Below are 17,526 nucleotides of genomic sequence, written 5' to 3' on the forward strand. Positions count from 1 at the left end.
TCAATAACACCCGCAATCAGTCCCAAGTGGTCCAAGTTCTCGATCTGCAAGGGGGCGATCCTAACTCGTCTCCCTCAGCTTATCCCCACTCCCTTTAATTCCCAGAGCAACCTGCGGAATGTCGGCTCTACTTACAGCATCTTTGCTTATGACGGTTCGACATCGGATAACAACGCGAGTTCATCGCATAACGTTTGCGGCAAATCCCGCAGCACTCGTTGAAACGGGGCTACATTGCCCAATCCCTGCGCCAAAATGAGTGACCCTTGAATCGCAATAATGGCATCTTCGCCTCGCAACCGGGCAATAGCTGGTTCCATCCCTGCAGCTTGCAAAACGGTAGCGATCGCCTCAATCCAGCTTGCAATCAGCCCTTGCACCTTGCTGTGAAACGTATCCCGAGCCGAACCCAATAACAAAATTGCCAGCAAACAAGGCCGTTCGCCTCCCGCGTACAAATCATGCACGCGATCGCACATGTTCTGTAGCTTCGTTATGGGTTCGCCCGGTTCTCCCAACGGTTGAATGATATTGTGCTGCATCCACACCGCAGCAAAATCCAGCACCGCCTCCACCATTTCATCTTTGCCACCGGGAAAGTGGTGATACAGGCTGGCCTTGCCCAACCCGGTGGCCTCCGAAATTTTGGACAGGGTTGCGCCATCGTAACCGTGCTGGCGAAATAGCTGCATCAAGCACGGTAGGTACGATTCTTTGGGCATGGATTTCTTCATGGCATTCGGTGCCGCCTGCGTTGTGTGGCAGATTTTATGTCATCTATTGACATTATACCGAACGATCGGTACAGTTCTGGTTATACCGAACGATCGGTACACAAACTTGCCCTTAAGTTGATTAGGCGAGCATACGCCCTAACCCGACTCCCAATTCCAGATTTTTCCCACTCCCTCGATTTCCGGAGGAAATTCCCATGATTAAGCTCTACGGTCACGAAATTTCGGGCAATAGCTACAAGGTCAAACTGTTGCTATCGCTGCTGTCGCTGGATTATGAGTGGATCAAGGTTGATTTGATGAAGGGTGCCCACAAACAGCCAGACTTTTTGGCGATGAATCCGTTTGGGCAGGTGCCTGTGCTGGAAGATGGCGACGTGGTGTTGGCAGACGCTCAGGCGATTCTGGTGTATTTGGCGCGGCGCTATGGTGGGGATACTTGGCTACCCACCGATGATGTGGGGTTGGCGAAGGTGATGCGTTGGCTGTCCACGGCGGCCGGTGAGGTGCGCCAGGGGCCAGAGTCGGCTCGGCTCTACCACCTGTTTAAGACCACAACTATCGATCGCGATCGCGCAACTCAAAAGGCTGAGTTCATCCTCAAGCAGTTGGATCAGCATTTGGGCGATCGCACTTGGCTGGAATTTGAGCGGCCAACTATTGCCGATGTGGCGATCTTTCCCTACGTTGCGCTTGCGCCCGATGGCCAGATTTCACTGGAGCCGTATCCCAACGTGCTCGCCTGGATTGACCGCATCAAGCACCTTCCCGGCTTTGTTGGCATGAACGGAATTGAAGCTCCTGCCCTTGTTTAAGCAAACGATTCAGCAAACGATTGGAGGGGAACCATGCCCCGCAAATTTGGAGAATTGGCATTTACGCCAAATGTGCAGGCGGCGCAAACTCAGCGCGGCTCGCGCGAAACCTACGAACGCTACATTGCCAATGGCCCTGCCAATGACGTGATCACGCCACGGCTGGAGAACTTGATTCAAGAGCTGGATGGCATGTATTTGGGAACCGTGAGTTCCAATGGCTATCCCTATATTCAGTTTCGGGGTGGGCCACCGGGATTTCTCAAGATACTAGATGAGAAGACGCTGGGCTTTGCCGATTTTTCGGGCAATGTGCAGTACATCACAGTGGGTAATTTAATGGGCGAGGCGAAGGCGTTTCTGTTTTTGATGGATTATCGCCACCAGGCCAGAGTGAAGCTTTGGGGCCATGCCTGGTTTGTCGAGGATGATGCAGAGTTGATTGAGCGTTTGCGTTTGCCAAACTATCCGGCCAAGGTTGAACGCGCCATTCTGTTTCATGTGGATGCGGTGAGCGAAAACTGTTCTCAACATATTCCAGTTCGCTATTCGCAGCATGAGGTGGATGCCATGATTGCTCCTTTGCATGCCAGAATTGCTGAATTGGAGCAGCAGCTATCGACTGCTCGCTAATTTTGTAGTGGATGGAGTATGAGTTGGGCGATCGCTCTTGATTCAGCATTTGTGTTCCTGATTGCGTCCCGTTGTTGTTTACGAATGGATTAAGGTTAATGATGGAAAGTAAACCTCCCTTACCACCCTTTACGCTAGAAACCGCTAAGGCAAAAGTACAGGCTGCAGAAGACGCCTGGAATACGCGCAATCCTGAAAAAGTATCGATGGCCTATACCGAAGATTCGGAATGGCGCAATCGTTCGGAGTTTTTGAAAGGACGTGAGGAAATTCGCCAGTTTTTGACGCGCAAGTGGAATACCGAACTGGATTATCGGCTGAAGAAGGAACTATGGAGCTTTACCGAGAATCGGATTTCGGTGAAGTTTGAGTACGAGTACCACACCGATTCGGGGCAGTGGTATCGGGCCTATGGCAATGAGCAGTGGGAGTTTGCGGAGAATGGGCTAATGCGGCGACGAGAGGCCAGCATTAATGATGTGCCGATTCAGGAATCGGAGCGGAAGTTTCGTTGGGAGCGAGTTTAAGGATTTTTGCTGTTCAAATTTGGGTTGTCAAAACCCTGCTTCGGGGGACTTCCCCCCGATCCCCCGCTTTCTGGGGGAGTCGACTCCCCCAGACCCCCCGCAAGGTGTGTACAGCTCGATGCCAATCCGCCCACCGGGTTAGGGCTCTGGGGTGAGGTGATAAAGGGTCGCGGATTGGGGTGTATGGCAGAAAAAGCCGGAATCCGTGCAGATATCATTCCCGATTCCCGACTTCCGATTCCCGATTCCCGACTTCCTCCCTAATCCCTAGCCCCTAACTCCTAATCCCTCTCTAAATCGCGATCGCCATTCCATCTGCTCTAGGTTCGGAGGCGGCAATGAGAGTGCGATCGTGTTGCAGGATGATTTGGCCTTTGCCGAAAAATTCGACGCCATCGGTGGTTTGAATGGTGTGGCCGCGATCGCCCAATCCTTGAATAATGTCGCTGGCAATGCGTTGTTCGAGTAGGACGGTATTGCCTTCTAGGAAACGCCAGCGAGGCGCATCAAGGGCAGCTTGGGGGTTCATGCCGTAGTCGGCCATGTTCACCACAACCTGGATGTGGCCTTGGGGTTGCATGGGGGCACCCATCACCCCAAAGGGGCCAAGGGGTTGACCGTCGCGGCTGAGGAAGCCGGGAATGATGGTGTGGAAGGGCCGCTTGCCGGGGGCGTATTGATTGGGGTGGCCGGGTTGTAGGGTGAAGCCTGCCCCCCGATTATGCAGAGCGATGCCCGTACCAGGGATGAGAACCCCGCTGCCAAAGCCTTCGTAGTTGGATTGGATAAAGGATACTTTGAGGTCGGGGTCGGCGGCGGCAAGGTACACGGTGCCGCCTTTGGGCAGGCCGGGTTTTGCCAGGACAATGGCGCGATCGCCAATTAGGGAACGGCGATCGCCTGCGTAGCCTTTGTCCAATAGCTCGGCGACGCTCACCTGCATGGCAGACGGTTCGGCCACGTGGCGGTAGGCATCGGCAAAGGCCAGCTTCATCGCTTCAATTTGCAGGTGAAAGCTATCAACAGAATCGCGGGGATATTGGGCCAGGTCGAAGCCTTCCAAAATATTGAGCGCGATGAGGGCGGCAATGCCCTGGCCGTTGGGCGGAATTTCCCAGACGGTGAGGTCGCGATAAGTCGTGGAGATAGGCTTCACCCATTCGGGTTGATAGGTTTCGTAATCGGCAGGAGTCAGATATCCGCCTGTCGCGGCGGCAAAGTCGGCAATGCGGCGGGCCAACTCTCCACGATAAAAGCTAGAACCACCAGAGCGGGCGATGTCGCGTAAGGTCTTGGCGTGGGCTTCGCTGCCCCAAATTTCGCCGGCGTTGGGGGCTCGTCCGGCCGGGAAAAAGACGGACTTGAAGGCTTCAAATTCTTGACCCTGGAGCGGTAGGAATAGGGCTTCGGCACGTTTCCAGGCGCGAGCGGTTTCGGGGGAGACTGGAAATCCCTCGCTGGCGTAGCGAATGGCGGGTTCAAACAAGCGCTCGAAGGGCAGGCGGCCCCACTTTTCGGATAGGGCTTTCCAGGAGGCAACGGCTCCTGACACGGTGATGGGTAACCAACCGTAGAGGGGGACGCTCTCGAGTCCATCAAATGCGGCGATCGGTAGCGCTTGGGGACTTTTTCCCGAAGCGTTGAGCCCGTGCAACGTGCCATCCCACACGAGGGCAAAGGCATCGGAGCCAATGCCGTTGGAGGTGGGTTCTACAACCGTTAGGGCGATCGCCATGGCAACCGCAGCATCCACGGCGTTGCCTCCGGCCAGCATCATTTCCATTCCGGCGGCGGTGGCGAGGGGTTGGCTGGTGGCCACTGCGCCACGGGCACCCATCACGACTCGTCGCCCCGATGCGTAGGGATAGGTTGTTAAGTTGTCGAAATTCACGGCACCACTGAACGAGCTACGAGCAAAGTATAAGGGCAAATGCGATCGCCCATTTTGTCGGGATTAACGCATTTCGCACCAAATTTAGGAATTTTGGGTGATTTGGGTTGGCAAGCCTGCAACCTATCATCCAACGGTGTCACTTCTATCGGTGCCTTGCCGATTGTGGGATGCAGGTTCAAGATGTTTCCCTGGTGGGCTGGCGAATGAAGCCTCAGCGGCTATGGTGAAACCAGAGCAATCAGCAATGAAACTGTGGCAAATTTGTGGAATTTGGGGCTGGTCTTGCCTGTTGGTGGATGGCCCTTGGCAGAAATGCTCCAGTTTCGGTCGATGGAGAAGGCGGCAATGCAGGGAACGCTGTCGGGTGGGCAGGTGGTGGTGGCGATCGCGGCGGGACTGGTAATGGCGATCGCCTTTCAGTTTTTGCTGACGAATTTGGGGGTTGCCTTGGGGCTCACAATCGCTAGTTTTCGCCCCAAGCCGTTAAAGCCGTCAGAGGCTCCATCCTCCAAACCGGATGGCGATCGCAACGAGGCATCTCAGGGCATACTGCTGCAAGCGGTGGGCATTGCTACGGGGCTAAGCGTGCTGCTAACGGTGAGCGGCGTGTTGGCGGTGGCCAGCTTTTTGGCAGTAACGTTGAGTGCGCCGACCGAGCCAATGGTGGGTGGAATTCTGGGTATTTTGATTTGGGCGGCGTATGTGCTGCTGCTGACTTGGCTGAGTTCGGTGGCGGTTGGCTCGGTGGTAGATACGGCCTTGAGTTCTGTAACCGCTGGATTTGGCATGTTGCTGCGGGCGGTGCGCTCTGCCTTGCCTGGGGGGCAGTCAGATACCAATCCCCTATCTCAGCAAGAGGTGTTGCGGGCGGTGCAACAAGAAGTGGACGCTGCGCTGCGGGCCGTGGATGTGCAGTCCGAGGTGCAGGATTATTTGGCGGCGATCGCACCCTCTCCGCAAACCCATCTCAAGCAGCAGTTGCTGGAGGTGTTGCATCATCCCGATGTGGCCTCGACTGGAGTTCGACCCAACCGCGATGGGCTGATGGCGCTGGTGCAAACCGCTGGAGCCACTCTGACGGCCCATGAGCAGGCGCGTTTGGTGGATGAGCTGCTGGATGCTTTACAAACTGCGAATGCAGAGCCTGCTTCTGCTCAGCCTTTGGCCAACGAGGTGGAAGGTCAGTCGCCCCAGGCCAACCACATTGCCAATGCCCACATTCCCACTGCAAGTTTGACTGTTCATCCCGAAGTGGAAGCGCCTCAGTCTGCATCGCCGCTGGTGGCTCTGCTGGAGAAACCACTGGCCATGTTGCCCACCAGCCTGAGCGATCGCCTGCAATCTTTGCTGGAGCGGGTAGATGCTCAGCAATTGTTGCTGTTGGCGATGCGGCAAGCGGAGATAACCGAGTGGGATTTGGAACGACTGTGGCACTGGGTGCGATCGCACGCCTCGGAGTGGGTGCCGTCCTCCAATGCAAACGGTGGCAGTGCCAATGGCCAAACCTCTTTGCCTGGGCAAAGCACGGAGCCATTTAGCATTGTGCGGCTGGATGTGGAGGATTATCTACGGCGATCGCACCTTTGGGAATTGGATGAGGCGTTGCTGGCCGAAGATCTGCCAGGTGTGTTGTGCGATCCCGAGGCAGACCCAGCCCGCGTCTTGGAAGAGGTGTCGCACCTGAGCGAGCAAGACTTTATCGAGATGCTTCGGCAGCGCAACGATTTGGAGCCGGAACGCATTGCCGCGATCGCCCAACGGTTAGAAGCAATTCGGGCAGCAGTCGAGCGATCGTTGCAGGTGGCCGTCGCGTCATCCCCGCTGGTGCAAACGCACGATCGCAACGGTTCTTCAGCATCTGGCTCTCCAGATGAGTCTCCTGAGATGCAGATGGCGATCGCCACCTTGTACGCCAAGCTGGAATCCTACCTGCGTTATACCAATCTGTCGAAGCTCACCCTGCCCAAGGTTCAGCAAAAAGTTCAGGCGCTAATGGCGGAATTGCCGCGGTCGAAGGTTCTGCCTCCCTTCGACCGGGAACGGCTATACGAACGGTTGCAACAGCGCAAACGCCGCAAATCCAAAAATAAGGGCAAAGGGCTGAAGACCAAGCACATCAACGCCCTGTTGGATGCGATGGAGCAAACCTGGAACGAGCAGGCTCAGCAGGTTGCGCCAATGCAGAATTTGGAGCCAAGCTCGGAACCAGATGGGCAGCAGTGGATGGCGATCGCGGCTGGATCATTGGTGACTCAGCTCAAAACACGAGACTGGCAGTCCATGCCGCTGAGCGAACTGCAAGCTCTGGCAAGGCAAATCGTTGAACAGCCACAGATGGCAGTACGTACCGTAGGCCGCCATGTGGCCCAGCTCGACTGGAGTCCCGTCATTCGCGAGCTGCAAGCCCTGATGCTGACGGATGATCAGATCAAACCTATCCTGGCGGGATTGCAGCACGGCTTGTACACCATGGCGCGGTTGCCCCGACGATGGCTGCGTCGCACGGCACACTCACCTCGTCTGCTGTCGCACCAGCTGCGCCGTTATCTCACCCATCAATCCAAATCGCGCTTGACGGCAGACTCTGTCTGGCAAGATTTACAGGCGATCGCCAATGGACTTCCTGGTTTGGATGCCAATGCGATCGCCCAACTCAAGACCCAACTTGGTGCATCCGAAGTAACGCAGTGGCTCACTGCTCGTGCCGACCTGTCGCCAGATGAAATTGCCGCGATCGCCCAAAACGTTCAGACCTGGATGCACACTCAGTCTATACCTGAGCCATCCTCATCCCTACACGAGGCCACCCAGTCCACCCTGGAAGATTGGCTGCACCTGGCTCAGCGGCAGCTTCAGCATCTATCGCCGGATGGGGCCATCGATTGGAGCCAGGATGGCTTGCAAACCAAAGTAACCGAGATATTGGCCGCGCCTGCTGCTCATCTCGATGGGCTCAAACAGTCGCTGGGTGAGCTGCTGCAACAAACTCCGGGCCATCTGCTGGGGGCGATCGCCCTCAACCCGGTGGTGTGGCCTCAGCAACTGCAAGAGGTGATCTCGCTGGAACCCGTGCGCGATCGCATCATGCACACCAGCGAAGCCATTGTGGAAGCGATGACTCAGCGGGGTCAAGATGTATCCGAGGCGGTGATGCAGTCAGTGGTGCAGCAAGTGGAAGCCACGCGCGATCGCCTGTTGGCCCAGGTAGAGCAAGTACAAACCGAGCTGCAAACTCAGGCCGATGCGGCACTTCGACACATGCAAACTCAGGCTGATAACGCCCGCAAGATTGCGGCGATCGCCGCATGGTGGCTGTTTAGTACGGCGCTGGTTGCGGGAATCATGTCGGCGATCGCAGGCACATGGGCGGTGACAGGTGTGCCATCCTTACCGTCCCTCCCTGCTTTTCCCATCCCAACGCAAACTAGCCCAATCTCTACAGACCCAATCTCTACAGACCCATCACCCAACGAGCCACATTCAAGTACAACAGCACCCCCAACATATCTACCATCGTGGTAATGAACGGAGCCGACATCAGGGCTGGGTCTCGGTTCAGCTGTTTGCACAAGAACGGGAGAGCTGAACCAGCCACCGCTGCCAAAATTGAAATACCCACCAGGCTAATTCCTACGGTGATGGCCACGCCCCAGTCTCGCTGCAAGAAAAAGGCCCAAAATAGCACAATTACCCCAAGCATCAAGCCCAGCAGCGTTCCTGCAATGCCTTCGCGCTGAATGGTTCCCAATGCCTTTTTCATAGACAAATCTTCCGTGTTCAAGCCGCGAATGACGACCGTAGAGGACTGAGCGCCGACATTTCCACCGGTTCCAATGAGAAGGGGCACAAAGAACGTCAGCGCGACCACCTGCTCTAACGTTTCTCTGCCACCTTGCATAATGGCTGTTGTGCCTGTATTCGTAATCAACAAAACCAGCAGCCAGATTACCCGTTTGCGCGCTCGCTGAAACAGATTGCTTTGAAAGTAATCGTCTCCTTTCGACTCCACAGCGCCTAGGGTATAAATGTCTTCGGTGGTTTCGGCCTCGACCACATCCAAAATGTCGTCTACGGTAATCACCCCAACGAGCTGATTGTCGTTATCCACCACGGGAAGCGTCAAAAAGTCATATCGCTGAATGATTTTGGCGACCTCTTCCTGGTCGGTATCGGTATGAACAGAGATGACATCTGTGGTCATGATGTCGCCAATCTTTTTGTCCAAGGCCGAGGTGACCAAGCTCCGCAGCGAGAACACCCCGGTTAACTGACCGGCGCGATCGGTCACATAAAGTTCGTAAATGGTTTCTACTAAGTTTGCCTGTCGTCGAATGCGAGCAAAGGCTTCGGCCACGGTCAAGTCTTCGGTCATGGCCATAATTTCGGGCGTCATAATACGCCCGGCGGTGTTGGGTTTGTAGCCTAATAGCAGCGCTGTGGCCTCGCGCTCACTGGGGCTTAACCGATCGAGCATGCGACTTACGACGCGGGCGGGTAGCTCGTCAAACAGGCGCGCTCGGTCATCGGGCGACATGTGGTTCACAATGTCGATGAATTCTTGCTGCTGAAATTCGGCCAACAGCCCTTCCTGAACGTCGGTGTTGAGATATTCGTAAACGCTGATGGCTCGATCTTTGGGCAGCAGGCGAAAGGCGATCGCCTGCATGGCTTCGGGTAGCTCAGCAATCACCTCGGCAACATCGGCCGACTGAACCGGATGCAGCAAAATTTTGGCACCTTCGTAGTTGCCCTGAGTCAACAGCATTTTGAGCTGGGCTTGAACCAGTTGTTGAATCTCAGTTCTGTCAACCGGTTGGTAAGTCGATGAAGATGAACTTTGCGTCATGATGGTTCTACAGGTGACCAATGCGAGCAGAAAGCCGAGGCGGTGCCATCCTTACGGCGAAAGACTATCTGCCTAGGATCCAGAGGGTTTAGCCCGTGAGGACGAAGCCGATGGGGCTGCGTTTTGGCCCAGGGTAAGGGAGGGAAAACTTGAGAGGCTATGGGAGCCACGCTGACTGGTGCAATACTACACGCAAACCATAAACCCAGAGCCATACTAAGGCAGTTTGAGGGGTTGGGCAAATGAGGTTTTGGGGCGATCGCTCCCAAGCTACTTGAGTAGACCTCCTGTATTGAATCGCTGTGCCAACGATTCACGCCCTTTGAGGGAGCAATAGTTGCAGGAGGATTGGTGATTCTACAATTGGCGCTGAACCTGGGCTTGATTATCACATTCAGATTCAAATACGAATTAAACATGAATCATGGATTGTTGCCTCGAATCGCTAAGGTGTTGTTATCCTATGTTTTCGAAGCATTGATTTGCCCGGTTGCAGGATTGGGCATCGAGTTTAATGAAGGAGACGCAAATCCCTGGACGCGCGATCGCTCATCCCAGAACCACACCCATTCCACAAACACACCCATACAATCGGTATCAACTCCCAGCATCCTCGTAAAAAACTTAGTATATTTGTACCTAGAACGTTTGCATTTGGTGTACCTTGTCGCTTCTATACCCTAGCTGCTTGACCTGTCTCTGCCCCTGTTGGACCCGATTCTGTGCATATTAAGCGCGTTGAGCTTTCCCATTTCAAATCCTTCGGTGGCACGACACAGGTTCCTTTGTTGTCGGGCTTTACAGTTATTTCAGGGCCAAATGGCTCGGGTAAGTCCAATATTTTGGATGCGCTGCTGTTTTGCTTGGGGCTGGCTGGCTCAAAGGGAATGCGCGCGGAACGATTGCCTGACTTGGTGAATCAGGCTGTTTCTAGCCGAGGCCGACAAACCGTAGAAGCGAGCGTTACGGTCACTTTTGCGTTGGATGAAGACGACATTGCTGCCTACCTGGGTGACGACGACGACGACGCGCCCAAGTCGGTCTTAGACGCGAATGGCGCCAACGACCAGCCTGGCGATGGGGCTGAAGCAGGCGGTGCCGAGGCGAATGGCAACGGTCATGGCAACGGCAACGGAAAACGCGCCAACGGCAACGGTTCCAATGGCAAGAAGGGCAAGAGTGATCAGCTCGTGATTGCGCCAACGATGGTGCCCTTTAACGAGTGGAATGTGTCGCGCAAGCTGCGGGTGACGCAGCAGGGCACCTACACCTCCAACTACTTCATCAACGGGCAGCCCTGTACCCTAACGGAACTGCACGAACAGCTGCATCGCTTTCGCATTTACCCCGAAGGCTACAATGTGGTGCTTCAGGGGGATGTGACCAGCATTATTTCCATGAATCCGCGCGAGCGGCGCGAAATTATTGACGAGCTGGCGGGGGTGGCTGCGTTCGATCGCAAAATTCACCAGGCTAAAGATAAGCTCGATGCAGTGAAGGAGCATGAGGAAAAGTTTCGCATTGTGGAACGAGAGCTGGTTGCCCAGCTGGAGCGGCTCACGCAAGACCGAGTGAAAGCGGAAAAATATCAACGGTTGCGGGCCGAGTTTCAAGCGAAAAGCCAGTGGGAAGGGGTGCTGGCCTGGAGAGCGCAGCAGCGCCAAAGCGAGCAAATTGCGCAGCAGATTGAGGCGGGCGATCGCTCTCTCACGGAATTGGCTGAGCAAATCAACGGGGTGAAGGCCAAAATTCAGGAAACGGAAGCAACTCTGACCCAGCTGAGCACCCGTGTCAAAGCGCTGGGGGAAGATGAACAGTTGGCCCTGCAATCTACCCTGGCTACTCGTGAGGCGGAGCTGCGACAGCTTCAGCGGCAAGAGCAAGACTTGACCAACCAGCTCACCGAAACCGCTGCCACCATTGATCGGTTGCAGCGAGACCTGCAAGCCCAATCTCAAGAACTGGCCCAGGTGGAACAGGAGCGCGATCGCCTGCAATCTCAAGACATTGCCACCTTGACCCAGCAGTGCGAACAGGCTCAGCAGTGGGTGAATGCCAGCCGCGAACAGGCCAATGCGATCGCCGCTGCCTCGGAAGCCTGGGTGCAAGAGCAAGCTGCCCTGCGCCACCAAATGGAAGCCTTGCTGAAAACCCTGGAACCCCAGCGTACTGAGCAGGCCCGCTTGCAGGAGCGCGTCAACCAGCTACAGCAAAAGATTCAGGAGCAAACGGAATCCTTGGAGGCGATCGCCCAAACTCGCTCCGAAGCGGAAGCTCAGCGAACCGACGTGGAAACTCGCCACACCCAGTTGGTGCAAACGGTGCAAACGTTGGCGCAATCTGTGGCCAATGCCGAGCAGGAGTTACAGATTCAGCAGGAGACCCAGACCCGCCTGCTGGCCGAACAGCGAGACAAGCAGCGTCAGCTGGATAAGCTGGAAGCTCAGGCTCAGGCCACGCAGGAAGCTCAGGGAACGGGTGCGGCCCAAATTGTGCTGCAAACGGGCATTCCTGGAGTGTGTGGCTTGGTGGCGCAGCTGGGTCGAGTGGATGCTCAGTATCAGCTGGCGTTGGAAATTGCGGCGGGGGGCCGCCTGGGCAACATTGTGGTGGAGGATGACGGGGTGGCTTCGGCGGCGATCGCCATGTTGAAGCAGCGTCGCGCCGGACGGGCCACCTTCCTACCGCTCAACAAAATTCGGCCTCCCTCCTTCAAGTCCATTCCTGCCTGGAACCGTCCCGATGGGTTTGTGGACTATGCCGTGAACTTGATCGATTGCGAGGACAAGTATCGCGACATTTTTGCCTATGTGTTTGGCGGCACGGCGGTGTTTACCACGGTGGATTTGGCACGACCCCACATGGGCCAGTACCGGATTGTGACGCTGGAAGGGGAACTGCTGGAATCGAGCGGAGCCATGACGGGCGGCAGTGTGAGCGATCGCCGGGGGAGTCTGCGGTTTGGCACCGTGGCACCGGGCGAGTCTGCCGAAGCGGAAGCCCTGCGCGATCGCCTGCGGGAAATTGATCGAATTTTGGGCCGTTGTGAAGGGGCGATCGCCAAAGCCAGCATTGCCGTCAAAGACCAGGGCCAAAACCTGACAGAATCGCGCCAGCAGCAGCGAGAAGCCAAGCTGCTGCTCGATCAGCTACAAACTCAGCTCACCAACCTGGTAGCGCAAGAAGGCCAAATTCGCACTCAGCTCTCGCAGCATCGGCAAGAGTTGGGCGATGCTCAAACCCGCTTGCAAACGCTCGAAGCCGAACTGCCTAAGCTGGAAGCCGACCTACAGCGTCAGCGTGAAACTCTGACAGAACTGGAATCCTCCCAAACCCACAGCGAGTTCCAGCAAATGCAGGCCACCATTCGCCAGCATGAGGCGACCTTGAGCGATCGCCAACTGGCTCTGCGCACCGCAGAGCATCGTCTCCAGGAACTCGATACCCAGCAGCAGCGCCTTCAGGAACGCATCCATCAACAGCAGCAGCGCCTCCAAGAAAGCCGCACCCAGCAAACGAACGCCATCAACCAGCGCACGACCCTCAGCCAACAGCAGGCCGAACTCACCCAGCAAATTGTGGAACTTCAGGGTTCCCTTGCCGCCTTGGAGCAACGGTTGAAAACCGCCAAAGAGGAGCGCGATCGCACCGAACGCCAAGTCCGCGAGCAACAACTCCAGCAGCAACAGTTGGAATGGCAACGCGACAAATTGCAGGAAACCCAGCAGGAGCGACGCACCCAGCTTCAAGCCCTGCGGCAAACCCTAGAAGAAAAACGCGCCGAACTGCCCGACCCCCTGCCTGACATTCCCGACGATGCGCCCGACCTCGCCACCTTGCAGCAACAGTTGCGATCGCTGCAAAAGCGCATGGAAGCCATGGAGCCCGTCAACATGCTGGCGCTCGAAGAACACGAGCGCACCCAGGCCCGTTTAGATGAACTGAGTCAAAAGCTTGGCACGTTGGAAGAAGAACGCACCGAACTGTTGCTGCGCATCGAAAACTTCACCACGCTGCGCCAACGCGCCTTCAAAGAAGCCTTTGACGCCGTTAACCAAAATTTTCAAACCATCTTTGCCGAGTTGTCGGATGGAGATGGCTACCTCCAGCTCGACAATCCCGACGATCCCTTTGGGAGTGGTCTCAACTTAGTTGCCCATCCCAAGGGCAAACCTGTTCGCCGACTTGCTTCCATGTCTGGAGGAGAAAAATCCCTCACGGCGCTGAGTTTTATCTTTGCGCTCCAACGCTATCGCCCCTCGCCCTTCTACGCCTTCGACGAGGTGGATATGTTCTTGGATGGGGCAAACGTAGAGCGATTAGCTAGAATGATTAAGCATCAGGCGCAGCAAGCGCAGTTTATTGTGGTAAGCTTGCGCCGACCCATGATCGAGTCTGCACAGCGCACCATTGGCGTGACTCAGGCTCGTGGAGCCTACACCCAGGTGCTTGGCATCGATCTTGAGTCGCAGGCTGCTACCATGTAGCTCTGTTAACATTTATCAAGATTGATATCGGAATTGATATCTGAGTCGTTCTACGGTATCTCTTATTTCAACTCGGTTCGAGATTTAGGACTCGAAAATGACATCTGAACAAATTCGCCAACGCTCTGACCTTTTGGGAACGCAAGTCATCACCCGCAACACGGGCAAACGCCTTGGTGTGATCAGCCAAATTTGGGTCGATGTAGACCGTCGTGAGGTCGTAGCCTTTGGCTTGCGAGAAAGTATTTTGTCGGGCGTGCTGTCTAGCGACCAGAAGACAATGCTGCTCGACAGCGTACGTCAAATTGGCGACGTAATTTTGGTCGATGATGACTCGGCCATCGAAGATGACGTAAATGTCGAAGCGTTCAGCAGCCTGATTGGATGTGAAGTGATTACCGAAACCGGAGAGCTGCTGGGCAAGGTGCGCGGCTTCAAGTTCGATGCTGAAAATGGCGAACTCACCTCCATTGTGATTGCATCGTTGGGGTTGCCCTTTATTCCCGATCAAGTGGTCAGCACCTATGAGCTATCCATTGAGGAAGTGGTGAGCAGCGGCCCCGATCGCCTCATTGTCTTTGAAGGGGCAGAGCAGAAGATGATGCAAATTAGCGTCGGTCTGTTGGAGCGCATGGGCATTGGCAAACCTCCCTGGGAGCGCATGGAAGACGAGTACATCATGCCCACTCCGGTTTCCAACCAGTTGGGGACGGGGGTGCGGGAGACGGCTCCTGCGCCAGTGCGTACCGTAGCGCCCGCCCGCGAAACTTGGGACGATGATGCGTGGGAAGAGCCCGCCGCTCGCCCTATGCGCGAACCGTTGCGTCAGCGCCAAGCTGAGCCCGAGTATTACGAGGGCGATGGCGGTTGGCAAGAGGCACCCGAGGCACCCTACAAGCCTCAAGAAGCGGTGTATGACGTGGAGTACGAGGATGCCCTAGAGGACGATGTTTGGGAAGATGACGACAATCCCGAACCCTATCGTGCACCTCAGGTCAATATTCCCGAGCGCCAGCGCGTTGTGGAATACGAAGAAGAAGATTACTAAGTAGGGCTTAGCCCTTATTCCCCAGCCCCTTCTCCCAAATTTGGGGGAAGGGGAGCTTTTTATGGAGAGCTTTAGGTGCCTTCATAAGCGTATGAAGAATCACGGCCAAGCAAGGATGAATTCAGGATTTCGATAAGATGACGGATTTTGCAAACAAAACGGTATTGGTCACGGGGGCTTCTGGGGGCATTGGACGGGCGACTGCGATCGCCTTTGCCAATGCTGGGGCAACTGTAGCCCTGCACTATCACCAGCGATCAGATGCTGCTGAGCACATTCGAGCTGCGCTACCTGGTACCGGGCATATCACGGTTCAAGCCGACTTGACCGATCCAGCAGCAGTGGAACAGATGGTAAATGGGGCGATCGCCCACCTCGGCTACCTTGACATCTTGGTGAACAACGCGGGCATCTACCAGGAGCAGCCGATTGACCAGACCACCTATGCTGACTGGCAAGCCTTGTGGCACGCTACGCTCAACACCAATCTGTTAGGAGCCGTCAACACCGCCTACTGCACCGCCCAACACATGATGACTCGCCGCCAAGGCCGCATCATCAACATCACCTCGCGTGGGGCCTTCCGAGGCGAACCCAACGCCCTCGCATACGGAGCCAGCAAAGCGGGTCTCAACTCCTTCAGCCAATCCCTAGCGCAAACGTTGGCCCCTTACGGCATTAGCGTTATGGCCGTGGCTCCTGGTTTTGTGGAAACCGACATGGCTCGCAGCGTTCTAGAAGGCCCCAACGGAGATGTCATTCGCCACCAAAGCCCCATGGGTCGCGTCGCCAAGCCCGAAGAAGTCGCCTACACGGTGCTGTTCTTGGCCAACGATGCGTCGGAGTTTTTGACCGGGGCGATCGTAGATGTGAATGGAGCCAGTTATTTGCGATCGTGAGAGGGATTTTAGCTTGTGGATTGTGGATTGATGTGTAGAAACTCGCGTATGTGGGTTAGCGCGGCTAAGTTGCGTGACTTAGCTGCGCGACTACTCCCTTAAAGAGCCACCTCGGGGACATCACCCCACAAACTGTTGGGAAACCCGAACGCTCCCAGCCTGCCCCGACTGTTCCCAGTCACTAAGATCGAAACAGGGTCAGGAACGAAAAGTCTGATGCAGAGAGGCTGCCTGACCGATGTATTTGTGGAAGGAGAACGGCAATGGCTGACTCGATGCGGGACAAGATTTCGAGCGAATTGCAAAAGGCAAAAGCTGAGGGAAGCTTACGAGCCGATCGCATTAAAGCAATTGTGAGAGAAGCGATTGCCTTGGCGCTGGGCGAGTTAAAAGAAGGGTCGGGAGAAGTGGGCGGAATTGCGCGCGACGCCGTTTCCGTTGTGGTGGCAGAAATGAAAGACAAAGGCCAGGATACGGCTGAGAACCTCCGTGGAGCGGTAGAAGGTGCCGTTGAGGGCATTAGCGCCAAGCGCAAAGCATCGATCGCCCAAACTCAGCAGCAAATCGACACCCTGCAAGCCCAAATTGTTGACGAGCAGGCTCAACTGGAATCGGAAGTGAACGGCGCCCTAGTGAAAATTGAAACCACCTCCGACGAAGTGCCCTCTGATGTGAAACGCCTACTGGAACAGACAATCGCCACTGTAAGGGATAGTGAAGCCTTTGATGTAATGCTGCAACAATATGCCCGTTTGAAAGCCAAACTGGCCGTGCTGGATGCCAACCTCGCCGCCCGCTATGGCGATCGCTACGACGACGTAAAAGCGCATCTCGAGAACGCCAAAGCCTGGTACGAGCGCACCCGCACCCAACTAGAATCTGGCGAACCCCATCCCGTACAAACCAAGTATGTAGAAGTGGATCGCAAGATCGGTGAATTGGGAACCGCGATCGCCAAAAAAGAAAAGCACGTCAAAGAACTGCTCAAAGACCTCTGGAACACCGTCACCCATATTTAACAGGACTTATGCATGGTGTTGCGGATAAGGTGCTTCGCACCCCACCCACAACACCAACACATCAGATCTAATGGGCTTGCGTAAGTTCTGTTTAAGTTTGTCGGTTCCATACCGAAGTCTTCATGCCAGTTTTCGCGACAACCTAGCCTGTAAAACGCGAATCAAATAGCTTACAAAGCCCGCGCACTGCGCGGGCTTTTGTTTTTGAGAGACAACTCCAACCCGCTACCCTCACCCAGTACCGCCCCAACCATCAACCTGATCCAACCCCAACCGATGCGAAGCGACCTCCCACCTCCCACCGATAACCCCTTGCCGAGGGGAGGTCTGGAGGGGACGGGCTGCCGTCCTCTCCAGTCAGGGGGTTTGGGGGGCGACGCGCCCCCAAGCGAGACCTTGAATCCCAACTGTTGACGCTGCTAACGTGCCCCCCTCAACAGCGAAAGAGATCCGTCTCAGAGCCATGACAAAGAGACAAACCCCCAAACAGTTCTTGCTGGATAAACACCTGCGATCGCCCTTTGTTGCATTCTTGAAGCAATCCTGCTCCCCACCAAACACCCGCTATACGGTGATGTTCTAGACGTGTGGTTATTGGTTGTGGAAGGGGTGCATCGCACCCCT

The 17,526-nt window shown here is 55.6% G+C and carries 11 protein-coding genes; 8 read left to right on the forward strand and 3 right to left on the reverse strand.

What is annotated here, in order from left to right:
* Positions 1-146: 146 nt before the first annotated feature.
* Complete coding sequence (locus tag ACQ4M4_RS28220) at positions 147-722, reverse strand: TetR/AcrR family transcriptional regulator (RefSeq protein ID WP_430687796.1); 576 nt, start codon at positions 720-722, stop codon at positions 147-149.
* A gap of 209 nt (positions 723-931) precedes the next feature.
* Here ACQ4M4_RS28220 and ACQ4M4_RS28225 point away from each other — a divergent pair, with 209 nt between their 5' ends.
* From ACQ4M4_RS28225 to ACQ4M4_RS28235, 3 genes are all read left to right on the forward strand, one after another.
* Complete coding sequence (locus tag ACQ4M4_RS28225; protein WP_430687797.1) at positions 932-1,549, forward strand: glutathione S-transferase family protein; 618 nt, start codon at positions 932-934, stop codon at positions 1,547-1,549.
* A gap of 33 nt (positions 1,550-1,582) precedes the next feature.
* Positions 1,583-2,182 (forward strand): pyridoxamine 5'-phosphate oxidase family protein, encoded by a 600-nt coding sequence (locus ACQ4M4_RS28230; protein ID WP_430687798.1) that lies wholly within the window; start codon positions 1,583-1,585, stop codon positions 2,180-2,182.
* A 98-nt stretch (positions 2,183-2,280) separates the two neighbouring features.
* Complete coding sequence (locus ACQ4M4_RS28235) at positions 2,281-2,709, forward strand: DUF1348 family protein (RefSeq protein WP_430687799.1); 429 nt, start codon at positions 2,281-2,283, stop codon at positions 2,707-2,709.
* A 292-nt stretch (positions 2,710-3,001) separates the two neighbouring features.
* On the opposite strand, the gene ACQ4M4_RS28240 is transcribed toward ACQ4M4_RS28235, so the two are convergent.
* Positions 3,002-4,600 carry a gamma-glutamyltransferase family protein gene (locus ACQ4M4_RS28240; protein WP_430687800.1) on the reverse strand — a complete coding sequence of 533 codons (1,599 nt, stop codon included), beginning with the start codon at positions 4,598-4,600 and terminating at the stop codon, positions 3,002-3,004.
* 255 nt (positions 4,601-4,855) lie between these two features.
* On the opposite strand from ACQ4M4_RS28240, the gene ACQ4M4_RS28245 reads away from it, so the two are divergent.
* A complete protein-coding gene (locus ACQ4M4_RS28245) occupies positions 4,856-8,125 on the forward strand; it encodes a hypothetical protein (RefSeq protein WP_430687801.1) in 3,270 nt (1,089 codons plus the stop codon).
* Here the strand turns inward: ACQ4M4_RS28245 and mgtE are convergent.
* Entirely contained in the window at positions 8,055-9,449 is a 1,395-nt protein-coding gene (gene mgtE, locus ACQ4M4_RS28250; RefSeq protein WP_430687802.1) for a magnesium transporter, read from the reverse strand. The genes ACQ4M4_RS28245 and mgtE overlap by 71 nt on opposite strands.
* A gap of 722 nt (positions 9,450-10,171) precedes the next feature.
* On the opposite strand from mgtE, the gene smc reads away from it, so the two are divergent.
* The 4 genes from smc (at position 10,172) to ACQ4M4_RS28270 (ending at position 16,902) form a co-directional block, all read left to right on the forward strand.
* Positions 10,172-13,936 carry a chromosome segregation protein SMC gene (gene smc / locus ACQ4M4_RS28255; RefSeq protein WP_430687803.1) on the forward strand — a complete coding sequence of 1,255 codons (3,765 nt, stop codon included), beginning with the start codon at positions 10,172-10,174 and terminating at the stop codon, positions 13,934-13,936.
* Positions 13,937-14,033: 97 nt separating this feature from the next.
* Complete coding sequence (locus ACQ4M4_RS28260) at positions 14,034-14,984, forward strand: PRC-barrel domain-containing protein (RefSeq protein ID WP_430687804.1); 951 nt, start codon at positions 14,034-14,036, stop codon at positions 14,982-14,984.
* Between the two features lie 137 nt (positions 14,985-15,121).
* A complete protein-coding gene (locus tag ACQ4M4_RS28265) occupies positions 15,122-15,883 on the forward strand; it encodes an SDR family NAD(P)-dependent oxidoreductase (RefSeq protein ID WP_430687805.1) in 762 nt (253 codons plus the stop codon).
* Between the two features lie 263 nt (positions 15,884-16,146).
* Positions 16,147-16,902, forward strand: coding sequence for a histidine kinase (locus tag ACQ4M4_RS28270; protein WP_430687806.1), 756 nt, complete (start codon positions 16,147-16,149; stop codon positions 16,900-16,902).
* Positions 16,903-17,526: the final 624 nt, after the last annotated feature.

The sequence above is a fragment of the Leptolyngbya sp. AN02str genome, from assembly GCF_050565595.1.
Taxonomy (GTDB): domain Bacteria; phylum Cyanobacteriota; class Cyanobacteriia; order Elainellales; family Elainellaceae; genus Kaiparowitsia.